We start from the raw sequence: 15,153 nt of genomic DNA on the forward strand, positions 1-15,153 counted from the left end.
TGCGTCACACCAGCCGCTTGGTCAGGATGAACTCCGTGATCCCGGGCGGGTAGTCGGGCACCTCGCCGACCACCTCGTAGCCCTGCTTGCGGTAGAAGCCCGGGGCCTGGAAGTCCCAGGTCTCCAGGCGGGCGTGGGTGCAGCCGCGTTCGGCGCGGGCCGACTCCTCGGCCCTGGCCAGGAGTTGGCTGCCCAGGCCCGCGCCCCGGTGGACCTCGTCGACCCAGAGCAGTTCGACGTGCAGCCAGCCCGCCCAGGTACGGCCCGCCAGGCCCGCCGCCAGAGTGCCCTTCTCGTCCAGCGCCCAGACCTGGAGCGGGACTTCGTCCTCGGCGGGGGTGCCGCGCAGCGCGCGCAGCACGGGGGAGCGCTCGGTGTTGGTGTCCCGCAGCCGCATACCCAGCAGAATCCGCCGGGCCTTGTCCACTTCCGTCTCGAAACGAAACATGCGCCCCACCCTAAACACCCTGGTCCCTCGGTCCGGTCAATCAGTTCTGCAAAGTACCTTCCGCTTCCGGCCCACGGCCCTACTCTGATGCACAGCACCGGTGGGGGCCGGTGTTGATCAGGGGGCGAGACAGTCGGGTACGACGCCCGGGGTGGGGTAGCAGTCAGTCCACGGCGGCGGCCGCGCGACTGCCGTTTCCCCCTTCCGGGCGCCGTGCCCGTACCGGTCCGTTCCCCGACGCATGGGGGTGGTTGTGGTTCGTATCCGGGTTCTCGTGGTGGATGACCACCGAATCTTCGCGGAGTCGCTGGCCGCGGCCCTGGCGGCCGAGCCGGACGTCGACGTCGCGGCGGCCGGCAGCGGCCCGGCCGCGCTGCGCTGCTTGGAGCGCGGCGCCGCCGAGGGGCGCCGCTTCGACGTGATGCTCGTCGACGCCGACCTCGGCGCGCTCGCCGGGGCGCCGGTGGCCCGCGCCGTGCCGGACGGCGGCGGCGCCGACGGTCTGGTGGACGGCATCTCGCTGGTCGCCGGGGTCCGTTCGGGCCAGCCCGCCGTGCGTACGGTGGTGCTCGCCGAGAAGGACGACCCGCGCCGCGCGGCGCTCGCGCTCCAGGCGGGGGCGTCCGGCTGGGTCGCCAAGGACTGCTCGCTGCAGCGCTTGCTCGCGGTGATCCGGGGGGTGCTGCGGGACGAGACGCATCTGCCGCCCGCGCTGCTCACCGGTGTCCTACGGGAGCTCACGGCGGCCCGCAAGCACCGCACCGAGAGCGAGCGCCTGGTGGAGTCGCTGACTCCGCGCGAGCGCGAGGTGCTGCGCTGCATGGTCGCCGGGCTCGGCCGCAAGGCGGTCGCCGAGCGCCTGTTCCTCTCCCCGCACACGGTCCGTACGCATATGCAGAACGTGCTGGGCAAGCTGGGTGTGCACTCCACGCTCGCCGCCGTCGCGCTGGCGCGGCGGGCCGGGGTGGGGCCGGTCGACCTAGCCGGGGATGTTGTCGAACGGGGCGGTCAACTGGCGTAGCAGCCCCGCCAGTTCACCCCGCTGGGCGCGCGACAGCTGCGCCAGGATGGCCCGCTCCTGCTCCAGGAGCCCGGCCAGCGCCTGGTCGGCCCGGTCGCGCCCCTCGGGGGTGAGGCGGACCAGCACCCCGCGCCGGTCGCTGGGGTCGGGCAGCCGCTCGACCAGGCCCTTCTTGGTGAGCCGGTCGATCCGGTTGGTCATGGTGCCGGAGGTGACCAGCGTCTGGGTCAGCAACTGCCCAGGTGAGAGCTGGTACGGGGCGCCCGCGCGGCGCAGCGACGTCAGGACGTCGAACTCCCAGGGCTCCAGCTGGTGCTCGGCGAAGGCGAGCCTGCGGGCCCGGTCGAGATGGCGCGCCAGCCTGCTGACGCGGCTGAGCACCTCCAGCGGCTCCACGTCGAGGTCCGGGCGCTCGCGGCGCCATGCTGAGACCAGTCGGTCGACCTCGTCCTCCATGACGATCAGTGTAGAGGGTCTGTCGATGTGAAGTCTCTTGACGTCAAGATATATAAACCCCCACCATTGGGCATGGAGGGGCCGGGACCCTGTTCCGCTTCGCCCAGCCGTACCTGCAAGGGGGCTCGAACATGCATTCCGATTTCGTCCCGGAGTCCGTCGAGACACCGCCCCGGGAGTTCACGGGGCCGACGGCCCTGACATCCACTCCGCTGCCCGCGCCCGTCTGGGACCCGCAGCAGTATCTGCACCACTCCGGCCACCGCACCCGCCCGTTCCTCGACCTGCTCACCCGTATCCCGGCGCTGCCCGGCGCGGGCACGCCCGGCGCGGCCGCCGCCGACACGGCCGCCGCCGGGACCGGCCCGTCCATGATCGGCCCGTTCGGCCTCGGCCGCACCGGTCTCGCCGGGACCGGCCGCCCGGCCGGATGGGTGCCCGGCCAGGGCCGCGGCGCGTTCGGCGCCGGGGGCCGGCGCCCGCCCCGTATCGCGGACCTGGGCTGCGGCCCCGGCAATGTCACCGCGCTGCTCGCCGACCGCTGGCCCGACGCCCGGATCACCGGCTTCGACCTCTCGCCCGAGATGCTCGCCCAGGCCGACAAGGACCACGCGGGCACCACGGCGGGCGGCGGCTGGCTGGACTTCCGCCCGGCCGACCTCGCCCACTGGACGCCCGAGGAGCCGTACGACCTGATCGTCTCCAACGCCGCCCTGCAATGGGTCCCCAACCACCCCGAGTCCTTCGCCCCCTGGATCGACGGCCTTACGCCCGGCGGTACCCTCGCCTTCCAGGTGCCCGGCAACTTCACCTCGCCCAGCCACGCCCTGCTCGGCGAGCTCTGCGAGTCCCCGCGCTGGCGCACGCGCCTGGGCGACCACGGACGCCGCTATGTCCACATCCTCGAACCCGCCGACTATCTGCTGCGGCTCAACGACCTCGGCTGCGAAGTCGACGTCTGGGAGACCACGTACTCCCAGCTGCTGCCCGGTGAGGACCCCGTTCTCGACTGGGTGAAGGGCACGGCGCTGCGCCCGGTCCTCACCGAACTCGGTGACGACGAGGAGGCGGTCGCCGCCTTCCTCGGCGAATACCGCGACCTGCTGCGCGCGGCCTATCCACCGGGCCCGCACGGCACCGTCTTCCCGTTCCGCCGCATCTTCGCCGTCGCGCGAAGGAAGGACTCCTGAATGCTCGCCGCTGTCGACCACGTCCAACTGGCCGCCCCCATAGGCAGCGAGGACCTGCTCCGTACGTACTACGAAGGGGTGCTCGGCATGACCGAGGTCCCCAAGCCGCCGGTCCTCGCGGCCCGTGGCGGCTGCTGGTTCGCGTACGGTCCGGTCCAGCTCCACCTGGGTGTGGAGGAGGACTTCCGCCCCGCCCGCAAGGCCCACCCGGGGCTGCGCGTCACGGACATCGAGGCGTACGCGCGCCGCCTGGAGGAGCGCGGCGCCAAAGTGGTCTGGGACGCCGACCTGCCCGGGCACAAGCGGTTCTACTCCGAGGACCCGGTCGGTAACCGGCTGGAGTTCCTGGAGCCGTTCTAGAGGGTGCATACGAGTGCCCCGCCGCCGGAAACCCGGCAGCGGGGCACTCACGCGTATCGCTCGTATCGCTTAGTACAGATCGCGGTACGTGTTCCAGCCGTCGCCCAGCTTCACGCGGGACTTGAAGCCGCCGTAGCCGTTCGACTCGTAACGGAACGCCTCGCCGCGGGAGTTGGTGGCCACGAGGTCGGCGCGCCCGTCGCCGTTGATGTCACCCGGGGCGGCGATGTTCTTGAACTGCTGCCAGCCGCCGCCGATGTAGACGCGCGAGGCGAACGGCGCGGACGAGTTGCCCGTGCCGGGGTACAGGTAGAGGCGGCCGTCGCCGGTGCGCGCGACGATGTCCGCGAGCCCGTCGCCGTTGATGTCACCGGCCCCGACGATCTTGTCGTACGCGTTCCAGCCGCCGCCGATCCTGATGCGCTGGGCGAACTGGTAGCCGTTGCCGTAGCCCCGGTACAGGTACAGCGTGCCGGAACCGTCGCGGGCGAGCAGGTCGTTCTTGCCGTCGTTGTTCAGGTCGCCCGCGCCGACGAGGGTGTTGTACTGGCCCCAGCCGCCGCCCGCGTCGCCGTGGGACGAACCGATGTAGAGGTGGCCGGAGTCCCACTGGAGCACATCGCCGTAGATCGAGCCGCTGAGCGAGGCCGCGAAGGCGATGTGGTCGGCGTCCGCGAAGTCGCCGGTGGGGCTGGACTGGAAGCGCTGCGAGAGCTGCCCGTTGTACATCGTGTAGTAGTGGTACAGCGTGCCCTTGGTGTCCCGGCCGATGATGCCGCTCTTGACCGGGGTGGCGTTGGCGCCCGAACCGCTGAAGGCGTGGGTGCTCTGCCAGCCCGTGCCCATCTTGGTGGGGCCGGCGAAGTTGCCCTTGCCGTCGGAGGCGTAGAAGTACAGCGTGCCGCTGTTGCTGCGGGCGACGAGGTCCGCGTAGCCGTCGCCGTTGCCGTCGTCGATGGAGATGAGCTGGTTGTACGCGTCCCAGCCGCCGCCGATGCGCACGCGCGGCTTGAACGGGGCGGAGGCGTCGCCGGTGCCCGCGTAGAAGTACAGGTCGCCGCCGGGCGTACGGGCCACGACGTCGCCGAAGCCGTCGCCGTTCATGTCGTTCACGCCGACGAGCTGGTCGTAGGCCTGCCAGCCGCCGCCGACCTTGATCCGGCTCCCGAACGGGTCGCCGTGGGCGGTGCCGGTGCCCGGGTAGAGGTACAGGTCGCCGCCGGGCGTACGCGCCAGCACGTCGCCCTTGCCGTCACCGGTGAGGTCGGCGGCGCCGACGACCTTGTTGTAGGCGTTCCAGCCGCCGCCGGACCAGGTCGGGTACGAGGCGCCGTTGTTCGAGACGTCGGCGTAGAGCGACAGGGTGCCGTCCGCGCCCAGGGTCAGCAGCTCGGGGCTGCCGTTCCCGTCCAGGTCGCCCGGCGTGATGAGGTCCTTGTAGGTGCCGAAGGAGTTGGCGAATTCGGCGTTCTCCTTCTCCGTCCAGGTCTCCAGGTACGTCTTGCTGTTCAGGTCCCGGTAGAGCAGGTCCGTATAGCCGTCCTTGTTGAGGTCCAGGCGCGGCTTGGCCGGGTGGGCGGCCGCGAGGGCCGACGCCCGTACGCGGTGCTTGGGCAGCGCGGCCGACGGCTTGGCGGCGGCGGGCCTGGCGCTCTCGGTGGTGGTGTGCGGCGCGGCCGGCTTCGTGTCGGCGGTGGCGGTGCCGGAGAGCAGCATGCCGGCCGAGAGCGCGAGGGCGGTGCAGGCCGCGAGGCGGCCGGCGCGCGGAATGCGCACAGAAGACAAAATTCCCCCCAGGGAATATGCGTGGAACCGGGTCGAAATTCATCGCGGCGCGGTCGAAGAGCGGCGCACGCGGAACATTCCTCGCGGGGCATCCACGGCGCTGTTCTGCGCACGCGTAGCCGCTCGCGTGGGAATGCGAATTCCCCCCCGGGAATGTGCGTGAAGCTTACAGCTGTTGCGCGTGTGGTTGAAGAGGAAAATGGGCCATGGAGGAAACCCCCGATGGCCGCCCCGTGAACCGCTGCCGTCCCGGCTGCCGCCGCCTCAGTTCTTGCGGTGCCCTATCAGCCGCGGCTTCTGCTCCAGGCCGTCCAGGCCGTGCCACGCCAGGTTCACCAGATGGGCGGCGACCTCCGCCTTCTTGGGCTTGCGCACGTCCAGCCACCACTGGCCGGTGAGCGCGACCATGCCGACCAGGGCCTGCGCGTACAGCGGAGCGAGCTTCGGGTCGAAGCCGCGCGCCTTGAACTCCAGGCCGAGGATGTCCTCGACCTGGGTCGCGATGTCGGAGATCAGGGACGCGAAGGTGCCGGTGGACTGCGCCACGGGGGAGTCGCGCACCAGGATCCGGAAGCCGTCGGTGTACTTCTCGATGTAGTCGAGCAGGGCGAACGCGGCCTGTTCAAGGAGCTCGCGCGGATGCCCGGCGGTCAGCGCGCCCGTCACCCCGTCCAGGAGCGAGCGCATCTCGCGGTCGACCACCACCGCGTACAAGCCCTCCTTGCCGCCGAAGTGCTCGTACACGACCGGCTTGGAGACACCGGCCTTGGCGGCGATCTCCTCGACCGAGGTGCCCTCGAAGCCCTTCTCGGCGAAGAGCGTGCGACCGATGTCCAACAGCTGCTCCCGGCGCTCCGCGCCCGTCATCCGGGTGCGGCGGGTCCGCCTGGGTCTGTCGGGGCCCGCCGGACCGTTGGTGCTGGTCGCGCGGGTGGTGCTGGAGTCGGTCGCCACGTCCTCCATCATGCCGCCTCTGCGGCCTTCTCCTTACGGGAGCTCTCCTCGTGGGCCTTCTCCATGCGCCGCGAGGGGGCGCCGGGCTCGCTGCGCTTGGACTCCAGGCGGGCCTCGGTGGGCCAGCGCACGTCGTACGCCCAGCCCAGCTGCTCGCACCAGCGGATGATGCGCGCGCTGGAGTCGATCTGGCCGCGCATCACACCGTGGCGGGCCGAGGTGGGGTCGGCGTGGTGCAGGTTGTGCCAGGACTCGCCGCACGAGAGGACCGCCAGCCACCACACGTTCCCGGAGCGGTCACGGGACTTGAAGGGGCGCTTGCCGACCGCGTGGCAGATGGAGTTGATCGACCAGGTGACGTGGTGCAGCAGCGCGACGCGGACCATCGAGCCCCAGAAGAACGCGGTGAACGCGCCCCACCACGACATCGTCACCAGACCGCCCACGATCGGCGGAATGGCAAGGGAGAGGATCGTGTAGTAGACGAAGTCGCGCGAGATCCGGCGGATCGCCGGGTCCTTGATCAGGTCGGGCGCGTACTTCTCCTGCGAGGTCTGCTCCTCGTCGAACATCCAGGCGATGTGGGCCCACCACAGGCCCTTCATCAGCGCGGGCAGCGTCTCGCCGAACCGCCACGGAGAGTGCGGGTCGCCCTCCGCGTCGGAGAACTTGTGGTGCTTGCGGTGGTCGGCCACCCAGCGCACCAGCGGGCCCTCGACGGCCATCGACCCGGCGACGGCCAGCGCGATGCGCAGCGGGCGCTTCGCCTTGAACGAGCCATGGGTGAAGTAGCGGTGGAAGCCGATGGTGATGCCGTGGCAGCCCAGGTAGTACATGAACACCATCAGGCCCAGGTCCAGCCAGCTCACACCCCAGCCCCAGGCCAGCGGCACGGCCGCGAGCAGCGCCACGAACGGCACGACGATGAAGAGCAGCAGCGCGATCTGCTCGACGGACCGTTTGCTCTCGCCCCCGCGGGTCGCGGAGGAGTCCGGCGGCTCGGTGGCCGGCTCGATCAGGTCGGGGCTGGTGGTCATGGGGCGTCCCCCCGGGGGGTTAAGTGAAGAAGACGAGACGCCTGGCTACGGATGCGTAACCTACGGCGACGTAAGTATGGCAGTGACCCGGCCCCGTACAAGAGGGCAGTGGACTGCGCCGCGCGGAGGGACACCTATCCTGGGTGTCGTCGGACAGCGCGGTCCGCAAGCCTCCAGTACCCCTCCAGACGTGCTCAAACACTGCAAGGAGCCGCACCTGTGAGCAGTGCCGACCAGACCCCCGCCGCCAGCCCCGAGCTTCGCGCCGACATCCGCCGACTGGGTGACCTCCTCGGAGAGGCCCTGGTGCGCCAGGAAGGCCCCGAGCTCCTGGAGCTCGTCGAGCGCGTCCGCGCGCTCACCCGTACGGACGGTGAGGCCGCCGCCGAGCTGCTCGGCGGCACCGAGGTGGAGACCGCCGCCAAGCTGGTGCGGGCCTTCTCCACCTACTTCCACCTCGCCAACGTCACCGAGCAGGTGCACCGCGGCCGTGAGCTGCGCGCCCACCGGGCCGCCGAGGGCGGGCTGCTCGCCCGTACCGCCGACATGCTCAAGGACGCCGACCCCGAGCACCTGCGCGAGACGGTCAAGAACCTCAATGTGCGCCCGGTCTTCACCGCGCACCCCACGGAGGCGGCCCGCCGCTCCGTGCTGAACAAGCTGCGCCGGATCGCGGCCCTCCTGGAGACGCCGGTCACCGAGGCCGACCGGCGCCGCCTGGACCTGCGGCTCGCCGAGAACATCGACCTCATCTGGCAGACCGACGAGCTGCGGGTGGTCCGCCCCGAGCCCGCCGACGAGGCGCGCAACGCCATCTACTACCTGGACGAGCTGCACGCGAACGCGGTCGGCGACGTCCTGGAGGACCTGGCGGCCGAGCTGGAGCGGGTCGGCGTCGAGCTGCCCGCCGGAACCCGGCCGCTCACCTTCGGCACCTGGATCGGCGGCGACCGCGACGGCAACCCCAATGTGACCCCGCAGGTCACCTGGGACGTGCTGATCCTCCAGCACGAGCACGGCATCAACGACGCGCTCGAACTGATCGACTTCCTGCGCGGACTGCTCTCCAACTCGATCCGGTACGCGGGCGCCACCGAGGAACTGCTCTCCTCGCTCCAGGCCGACCTGGAGACGCTGCCCGAGATCAGCCCCCGCTACAAGCGGCTCAACGCCGAGGAGCCCTACCGGCTCAAGGCCACCTGCGTGCGCCAGAAGCTGGTGAACACCAAGGAGCGCCTGGCCAAGGGCACCCCGCACCAGCCGGGCCGCGACTACCTGGGCACCTCCGAGCTGCTCGCGGACCTCACCCTGATCCAGACGTCGCTGCGCGAGCACCGGGGCGGTCTGTTCGCCGACGGCCGCATGGACCGCACGATCCGCACGCTCGCCGCGTTCGGCCTCCAGCTGGCCACCATGGACGTACGCGAGCACGCCGACGCGCACCACCACGCGCTCGGGCAGCTCTTCGACCGGCTCGGCGAGGAGTCCTGGCGCTACGCCGACATGCCGCGCGAGTACCGCCAGAAGCTGCTCGCCAAGGAGCTCCGCTCGCGGCGCCCGCTGGCCCCGACGCCCGCCCCGCTGGACGAGGCCGGGCAGAAGACGCTCGGCGTCTTCGGCACGATCACGGAGGCGTTCGAGCGGTTCGGGCCCGAGGTGATCGAGTCGTACATCATCTCGATGTGCCAGGGCGCCGACGACGTGTTCGCGGCGGCCGTGCTGGCCCGTGAGGCCGGGCTCGTCGATCTGCACGCGGGCTGGGCGAAGATCGGCATCGTGCCGCTCCTGGAGACCACGGACGAGCTGCGCGCGGCCGACGTGATCCTCGACGAGATGCTGGCGGATCCGTCGTACCGCCGTCTGGTGTCGCTGCGCGGCGACGTCCAGGAGGTCATGCTCGGCTACTCCGACTCCTCCAAGTTCGGCGGCATCACCACGTCGCAGTGGGAGATCCACCGCGCCCAGCGCCGTCTGCGCGATGTGGCGCACCGCTACGGCGTACGGCTGCGGCTCTTCCACGGCCGCGGCGGCACCGTCGGCCGTGGCGGCGGCCCCTCGCACGACGCGATCCTGGCGCAGCCGTGGGGCACCCTTGAGGGCGAGATCAAGGTGACCGAGCAGGGCGAGGTCATCTCCGACAAGTACCTCATCCCGTCGCTGGCCAGGGAGAACCTGGAGCTGACGGTGGCGGCCACGCTTCAGGCGTCCGCGCTGCACACCGCCCCGCGCCAGTCCGACGAGGCGCTGGCGCGCTGGGACGCGGCGATGGACACGGTGTCCGACGCGGCGCACGCGGCCTACCGCAAGCTGGTCGAGGACCCGGACCTGCCCGCGTACTTCTTCGCCTCCACGCCGGTCGACCAGCTCGCCGAGCTGCACCTGGGCTCGCGCCCGTCGCGCCGCCCGGACTCCGGCGCGGGCCTGGACGGCCTGCGGGCGATCCCCTGGGTGTTCGGCTGGACGCAGTCGCGGCAGATCGTGCCGGGCTGGTACGGCGTGGGCTCGGGCCTGAAGGCGCTGCGCGAGGCGGGCCTGGACACGGTGCTCGACGAGATGCACGAGCGCTGGCACTTCTTCCAGAACTTCATCTCCAACGTCGAGATGACGCTGGCCAAGACGGACCTGCGGATCGCCCGCCACTACGTCGACACGCTCGTCCCCGACGACCTCAAGCACGTCTTCGCGGACATCGAGGAGGAGCACGCGCTCACCGTGAGCGAGGTCCTGCGCATCACCGGCGGCGACACGCTCCTCGGCTCCCATCCGGTCCTCCAGCAGACGTTCGCGATCCGCGACGCCTACCTGGACCCGATCTCCTACCTCCAGGTAGCGCTCCTGGCCCGCCAGCGAGGAGAGGCAGAGCGCGGCGAAACCCCGGACCCGCTGCTCGCCCGGGCACTGCTGCTGACGGTGAACGGGGTTGCGGCGGGGCTCCGTAACACGGGCTGACCCGGACGGTCGAACGAACGGCCGGTATCCGCGCCCATCACACGATGTGATGACGGGCGCGGATACCGGCCGCTACCGTTGTGCTCCAAGACCAGAATGCCGTCCATGGGAGCAACCATGACCGCCGAGCCCGCACACGACTGGTCGCGGCCCCCGCTGGACGGGTACACCGTGGACGACCTTCTGACGTTGCCGGACCTCCCGCGCCACACTGAGCTGATCGACGGGAGCCTGGTTTTCGTGAGCGCACAGCGACTGTTCCGCTCTGCTGTGATCGATCTGCTCGTCAGTGCCATCCGGCCGGTGCTGCCCGAGGAACTGCGGATCGCCCGGGAGATGACCGTGGTGCTGGACCGGCGCAACGGTCCGGAGCCGGACATCTGCGTGGTGCGGGCCGACTCCGTCAAAAGCCTGGACCAGACCAGCTTCGCCGCCTCCGACCTCTTGCTCGCGGTCGAGGTGGTGTCCCCAGAGTCGGAGTCGCGGGACCGGGACACCAAGCCCCACAAGTATGCGGCTGCGGGCATCCCGCACTTCTGGCGGGTCGAGAAGGTCGGCAAGGACGAGGTCCTGGCACACGTCTACGAACTGGACCCCGTGACCCGTAGGTACGTTCACGCGGGGATCCACCGGAACCGGCTGAAGGTCGGCGCCCCCTTCGACGCGGACATCGACCTCACCCGGGTCCGGCACTTCTAGCCCTACGAGTTGTACGTCGACTGCGCCCGCTCAAGGCCCTCGATCACCAGCGCCTCCACGGCGTCGGCCGCGCGGTCCACGAAGTAGTCGAGTTCCTTGCGTTCGGTCGACGAGAAGTCCTTGAGGACGAAGTCGGCGACCTGCATACGGCCGGGCGGGCGGCCGATGCCGAAGCGGACGCGGTGGTAGTCGGGGCCGAACGACTTGGTCATCGACTTGAGGCCGTTGTGGCCGTTGTCGCCGCCGCCGAGCTTCAGGCGCAGCACGCCGTAGTCGATGTCGAGTTCGTCGTGGACGGCGACGATGTTCTCGACCGGCACCTTGTAGAAGTCGCGCAGCGCGGTGACCGGACCGCCCGACAGGTTCATGTACGAGAGCGGCTTGGCCAGGATCACCCGGCGGTTCAGCGGGCCCGCCGGGCCGATGCGGCCCTCGACGACCTGCGCGCGGGCCTTGTGCGCCTTGAACTTGCCGCCGATGCGGGAGGCGAGCAGGTCGGCCACCATGAAGCCGACGTTGTGCCGGTTGCCCGCGTACTCGGGGCCGGGGTTGCCGAGCCCCACGACCAGCCAGGGGGCGTTCGCTTCCGTGGTCATCTGTGCTGCGTCTCTCCTCGCGTGACGACAAGAAAAACGGGGTGGCGGGCCGCAGTGGCCCGCCACCCCGTCAGGCAGAGCGTACGGCTCAGGCCTCGGCGGCCTCGTCGCCCTCGCCCTCGGCAGCCGGCTCCTCGGCCTGCGCGGCCAGGATCTGGATGACGACGGCCTCGGGGTCGATGGCCAGCGTGGTGCCCTTGGGCAGCGCGATGTCCTTGGCGTGGATGGAGGCGCCGGCCTCCAGGCCCGCGATGGAGACGGTGACGCCGGTCGGGATGTGGGTGGCCTCGGCCTCGACGGTCAGCGTGTTCAGCACGTTCTCGACCAGGAAGCTGCCCGGGGCGAGCTCGCCCTCGGTCTCGACCGGGATCTCGACGGTGACCTTCTCGCCGCGCTTGACGAGCAGCAGGTCGACGTGGACGAGGTAGCCCTTGATGGCGTCGCGCTGGACGGCCTTCGGGATCGCCAGCTCGTTCTTGCCCTCGATGTCCAGGGAGAGCAGGACGTTCGGGGTACGCAGGGCGAGCAGCAGCTCGTGGCCCGGCAGGGTGACGTGGACCGGCTCGGAGCCGTGGCCGTAGACGACCGCGGGAACCTTGTTCTCACGGCGGATGCTGCGGGCGGCGCCCTTGCCGAAGCTGTTACGGACCTCAGCGGCGAGCTTGACCTCGGACATGTGCACTCCTCGTATAAGCAGGTGGATAAAGATGTGGCGGTTACCCGGCCACGACTGGCCTGCTACGAAGAGCGCGTCGATAACGGACCGCCGTACCGATACGGGTACGGCCTCCCTCGCCGAGCAACTCGATGAGTCTACCCGGCCGGGAGGCCGCACCCAAAAGGATCTTCTTGGACCCCGGAGGATCCCGGTGCCTACTGCTCCTCGAAGAGGCTCGTGACCGAGCCGTCCTCGAAGACCTCGCGGATCGCGCGGGCGATCGACGGGGCGATCGACAGGACCGTGATCTTGTCGAGCTCCAGGTCGCTCGGGTCGGGCAGCGTGTTGGTGAACACGAACTCGCTGACCTTGGAGTTCTTCAGGCGGTCGGCGGCCGGGCCCGACAGGATGCCGTGCGTGGCCGTCACGATGACGTCCTCGGCGCCGTGCGCGAACAGGGCGTCGGCGGCGGCGCAGATGGTGCCACCGGTGTCGATCATGTCGTCGACGAGCACGCAGACGCGGCCCTTGACGTCACCGACGACCTCGTGGACGGTCACCTGGTTGGCGACGTCCTTGTCGCGGCGCTTGTGGACGATCGCCAGCGGCGCGTCCAGGCGGTCGCACCAGCGGTCGGCGACGCGCACGCGGCCGGCGTCCGGGGAGACGATCGTCAGCTTGGAGCGGTCGACCTTGGCGCCCACGTAGTCCGCGAGGACCGGCAGGGCGGTGAGGTGGTCGACCGGGCCGTCGAAGAAGCCCTGGATCTGGTCGGTGTGCAGGTCGACCGTGAGGATGCGGTCGGCGCCGGCGGTCTTCAGGAGGTCGGCGATCAGGCGGGCCGAGATCGGCTCGCGGCCCTTGTGCTTCTTGTCCTGGCGGGCGTACCCGTAGGACGGCACGATCACCGTGATGGAGCGGGCCGACGCGCGCTTCAGCGCGTCGATCATGATCAGCTGCTCCATGATCCACTTGTTGATCGGAGCCGTGTGACTCTGGATCAGGAAGCAGTCGGCGCCGCGCGCCGACTCCTGGAAGCGGACGTAGATCTCACCGTTGGCGAAGTCGAAGGCCTTCGTCGGCACGAGGCCGACACCCAGCTGGTGCGCGACCTCCTCGGCCAGCTCGGGGTGGGCGCGGCCGGAGAAGAGCATCAGCTTCTTCTCGCCGGTCGTCTTGATCCCGGTCACAGCACTGTCTCCTCAGAGGTGTCATCTGCTGCTGAGCCCGCGCGGTCCCTTGGCGACGAGCCAGCCGAATCGTGTGCGTCTATCACGGTACGCCGTGCCAGGCGTAGGTGTTTCCGGTCAGTTTTCCTGGGCGACGTCTTCGGAGGCGGCCGAAGCCGCCTGCGCGGCCGCGCTGCCCGGACGCTTGCGGGCCACCCAGCCCTCGATATTCCGCTGCTGGCCCCGGGCGACGGCCAGCGAACCGGCCGGTACGTCCTTGGTGATGACGGAGCCCGCGGCGGTGTACGCGCCGTCCCCGACTGTGACAGGAGCAACAAACATGTTGTCCGAACCCGTCTTGCAGTGCGAGCCGATCGTGGTGTGGTGCTTGGCCTCGCCGTCGTAGTTCACGAAGACGCTCGCGGCGCCGATGTTGGTGAACTCGCCGATGGTCGCGTCGCCCACGTACGACAGGTGCGGCACCTTGGTGCCCTCGCCGATCGTCGCGTTCTTGGTCTCGACGTACGTGCCGATCTTCGCCTTCACGCCGAGGCGGGTGCCCGGGCGAAGGTAGGCGTACGGGCCCACGGACGCGCCCTCGCCGACCTCGGAGTCGTACGAGACGGCGTTGTCCACGCGCGCGCCCGCGCCCACCTTGGTGTTGGTCAGGCGGGAGTTGGGGCCGACCTCGGCGCCGGAGCCCAGGTGCGTCGTGCCGAGCAGCTGGGTGCCCGGGTGGACGAGCGAGTCCTGCTCGAAGGTGACGGTGACGTCGACGAAGGTGGTCGCCGGGTCCACGACGGTGACGCCCGCGAGCATCGCGCGCTCAAGCAGGCGGTCGTTGAGCAGGCGGCGCGCCTCGGCGAGCTGGACGCGGTTGTTGATGCCCAGGATCTCGCGGTGGTCCCCGCCGACCGAGGCGCCGACGCGGTGCCCGGCCTCGCGCAGGATGCCGAGGACGTCGGTGAGGTACTCCTCGCCCTGGCTGTTGTCGGTGCGCACCTTGCCGAGCGCGTCCGCGAGCAGCGCGCCGTCGAAGGCGAAGACGCCGGAGTTGATCTCCTTGATGGCCCGCTGGGCGTCGGTGGCGTCCTTGTGCTCGACGATCGCGGTGACCGCGCCCGACTCGCCGTCGCGCACGATCCGGCCGTAGCCGGTGGAGTCCGGGACCTCGGCGGTCAGCACGGTGACGGCGTTGCCGTCCGCCTCGTGCGTACGCGTCAGCTCCGCCAGCGTGGCGCCGGTGAGCAGCGGGGTGTCGCCGCAGACCACCACGACCGTGCCCTCGATGGACTGGCCGAGCTCCTCCAGCGCCATCCGGACCGCGTGGCCGGTGCCGTTCTGCTCGTACTGGACGGCGGTGCGCACCGAGGCGTCGATCGCGCCGAGGTGGGCGGTGACCTGCTCGCGGGCATGGCCGACGACCACGACCAGGTGCTCGGGGTCGAGCTCGCGGGCGGCCGCGACGACGTGGCCGACGAGCGAGCGCCCGCAGATCTCGTGCAGGACCTTGGGGGTGGCCGACTTCATGCGGGTGCCCTCACCCGCTGCGAGGACGACTACGGCGGCCGGGCGAATGGCGCTCACGGGTATGCCCTTCGGCTTTGGGTGGTGGACATCCGCAGGATACCGGGGGGTTCGTAGGCGGAAATCCGGGTGGGGGCCGTGGGCCGGAAAAACAACCGGGTCCCGACCTCTTAGGTCAGGACCCGAACTGCGCTGGCTCCCCCGCCAGGACTCGAACCCGGACATAAGGCACCAAAAGCCTCAGTGCTGCCAATTACACCACGGGGGATGGAAACCGGATCGGCCGGACATTACGTCAGGTCAC

At 70.4% G+C, this 15,153-nt stretch carries 14 protein-coding genes and 1 tRNA gene; 5 read left to right on the top strand and 10 right to left on the bottom strand.

Annotation, left to right across the window (positions count from 1 at the left end; genetic code table 11):
- Positions 1-4: 4 nt before the first annotated feature.
- The gene (locus tag ACT1U9_RS18470) at positions 5-448 is read right to left on the bottom strand and encodes a GNAT family N-acetyltransferase (protein ID WP_444533827.1); all 444 of its coding nucleotides are present in this window, start codon (positions 446-448) and stop codon (positions 5-7) included.
- A 253-nt stretch (positions 449-701) separates the two neighbouring features.
- Between ACT1U9_RS18470 and ACT1U9_RS18475 the strand changes: the two genes are divergently transcribed.
- The gene (locus ACT1U9_RS18475) at positions 702-1,469 is read left to right on the top strand and encodes a LuxR C-terminal-related transcriptional regulator (protein WP_229848025.1); all 768 of its coding nucleotides are present in this window, start codon (positions 702-704) and stop codon (positions 1,467-1,469) included.
- On the opposite strand, the gene ACT1U9_RS18480 is transcribed toward ACT1U9_RS18475, so the two are convergent.
- Positions 1,428-1,925 (bottom strand): MarR family winged helix-turn-helix transcriptional regulator, encoded by a 498-nt coding sequence (locus ACT1U9_RS18480; protein ID WP_444533828.1) that lies wholly within the window; start codon positions 1,923-1,925, stop codon positions 1,428-1,430. The genes ACT1U9_RS18475 and ACT1U9_RS18480 overlap by 42 nt on opposite strands.
- A 197-nt stretch (positions 1,926-2,122) precedes the next feature.
- Between ACT1U9_RS18480 and ACT1U9_RS18485 the strand changes: the two genes are divergently transcribed.
- Together ACT1U9_RS18485 and ACT1U9_RS18490 are read left to right on the top strand one after the other, a co-directional pair.
- The gene (locus tag ACT1U9_RS18485) at positions 2,123-3,115 is read left to right on the top strand and encodes a methyltransferase domain-containing protein (protein ID WP_444539167.1); all 993 of its coding nucleotides are present in this window, start codon (positions 2,123-2,125) and stop codon (positions 3,113-3,115) included.
- Positions 3,116-3,475: a VOC family protein gene (locus ACT1U9_RS18490; protein WP_444533829.1), complete on the top strand. Its 360-nt coding sequence runs from the start codon at positions 3,116-3,118 to the stop codon at positions 3,473-3,475.
- Between the two features lie 69 nt (positions 3,476-3,544).
- Here ACT1U9_RS18490 and ACT1U9_RS18495 read toward each other — a convergent pair whose 3' ends face one another.
- The 3 genes from ACT1U9_RS18495 to ACT1U9_RS18505 form a co-directional block, all read right to left on the bottom strand.
- Positions 3,545-5,251 carry an FG-GAP repeat domain-containing protein gene (locus tag ACT1U9_RS18495; protein WP_444533830.1) on the bottom strand — a complete coding sequence of 569 codons (1,707 nt, stop codon included), beginning with the start codon at positions 5,249-5,251 and terminating at the stop codon, positions 3,545-3,547.
- 273 nt (positions 5,252-5,524) lie between these two features.
- Positions 5,525-6,223, bottom strand: coding sequence for a TetR family transcriptional regulator (locus ACT1U9_RS18500; RefSeq protein WP_444539168.1), 699 nt, complete (start codon positions 6,221-6,223; stop codon positions 5,525-5,527).
- Positions 6,223-7,251 (bottom strand): acyl-CoA desaturase, encoded by a 1,029-nt coding sequence (locus tag ACT1U9_RS18505; RefSeq protein ID WP_444533831.1) that lies wholly within the window; start codon positions 7,249-7,251, stop codon positions 6,223-6,225. The genes ACT1U9_RS18500 and ACT1U9_RS18505 overlap by 1 nt, the downstream gene beginning before the upstream one ends.
- 219 nt (positions 7,252-7,470) lie before the next feature.
- Between ACT1U9_RS18505 and ppc the strand changes: the two genes are divergently transcribed.
- Both ppc and ACT1U9_RS18515 read left to right on the top strand, forming a co-directional pair.
- Complete coding sequence (ppc, locus tag ACT1U9_RS18510) at positions 7,471-10,200, top strand: phosphoenolpyruvate carboxylase (RefSeq protein ID WP_444533832.1); 2,730 nt, start codon at positions 7,471-7,473, stop codon at positions 10,198-10,200.
- 105 nt (positions 10,201-10,305) lie between these two features.
- On the top strand, positions 10,306-10,899 hold the full coding sequence (locus ACT1U9_RS18515; protein ID WP_444533833.1) for a Uma2 family endonuclease: 594 nt from the start codon (positions 10,306-10,308) through the stop codon (positions 10,897-10,899).
- A gap of 2 nt (positions 10,900-10,901) precedes the next feature.
- Here ACT1U9_RS18515 and pth read toward each other — a convergent pair whose 3' ends face one another.
- From pth to ACT1U9_RS18540, 5 genes are all read right to left on the bottom strand, one after another.
- Positions 10,902-11,495 carry an aminoacyl-tRNA hydrolase gene (gene pth, locus ACT1U9_RS18520; protein WP_444533834.1) on the bottom strand — a complete coding sequence of 198 codons (594 nt, stop codon included), beginning with the start codon at positions 11,493-11,495 and terminating at the stop codon, positions 10,902-10,904.
- 88 nt (positions 11,496-11,583) lie between these two features.
- Entirely contained in the window at positions 11,584-12,171 is a 588-nt protein-coding gene (locus ACT1U9_RS18525) for a 50S ribosomal protein L25/general stress protein Ctc (protein ID WP_444533835.1), read from the bottom strand.
- Positions 12,172-12,368: 197 nt separating this feature from the next.
- The gene (locus ACT1U9_RS18530; protein ID WP_361386297.1) at positions 12,369-13,343 is read right to left on the bottom strand and encodes a ribose-phosphate diphosphokinase; all 975 of its coding nucleotides are present in this window, start codon (positions 13,341-13,343) and stop codon (positions 12,369-12,371) included.
- 117 nt (positions 13,344-13,460) lie between these two features.
- Positions 13,461-14,909: a bifunctional UDP-N-acetylglucosamine diphosphorylase/glucosamine-1-phosphate N-acetyltransferase GlmU gene (glmU, locus tag ACT1U9_RS18535; protein WP_444533836.1), complete on the bottom strand. Its 1,449-nt coding sequence runs from the start codon at positions 14,907-14,909 to the stop codon at positions 13,461-13,463.
- A 133-nt stretch (positions 14,910-15,042) separates the two neighbouring features.
- Positions 15,043-15,117, bottom strand: a tRNA-Gln gene (locus ACT1U9_RS18540).
- Positions 15,118-15,153: the final 36 nt, after the last annotated feature.

The sequence above is a fragment of the Streptomyces sp. BR1 genome (assembly GCF_052373795.1).
In the GTDB taxonomy this organism is placed as follows: Bacteria; Actinomycetota; Actinomycetes; order Streptomycetales; family Streptomycetaceae; genus Streptomyces.

Excerpts from the sequence above, each read along its gene's own strand:
- ACT1U9_RS18470 (WP_444533827.1), bottom strand. The coding sequence starts at position 448 with ATGTTTCGTTTCGAGACGGAAGTGGACAAGGCCCGGCGGATTCTGCTG.
- ACT1U9_RS18480 (WP_444533828.1), bottom strand. The coding sequence starts at position 1,925 with ATGGAGGACGAGGTCGACCGACTGGTCTCAGCATGGCGCCGCGAGCGC.
- ACT1U9_RS18490 (WP_444533829.1), top strand. The coding sequence starts at position 3,116 with ATGCTCGCCGCTGTCGACCACGTCCAACTGGCCGCCCCCATAGGCAGC.
- ACT1U9_RS18500 (WP_444539168.1), bottom strand. The coding sequence starts at position 6,223 with ATGGAGGACGTGGCGACCGACTCCAGCACCACCCGCGCGACCAGCACC.
- ACT1U9_RS18505 (WP_444533831.1), bottom strand. The coding sequence starts at position 7,251 with ATGACCACCAGCCCCGACCTGATCGAGCCGGCCACCGAGCCGCCGGAC.
- ACT1U9_RS18515 (WP_444533833.1), top strand. The coding sequence starts at position 10,306 with ATGGGAGCAACCATGACCGCCGAGCCCGCACACGACTGGTCGCGGCCC.
- pth (WP_444533834.1), bottom strand. The coding sequence starts at position 11,495 with ATGACCACGGAAGCGAACGCCCCCTGGCTGGTCGTGGGGCTCGGCAAC.
- ACT1U9_RS18525 (WP_444533835.1), bottom strand. The coding sequence starts at position 12,171 with ATGTCCGAGGTCAAGCTCGCCGCTGAGGTCCGTAACAGCTTCGGCAAG.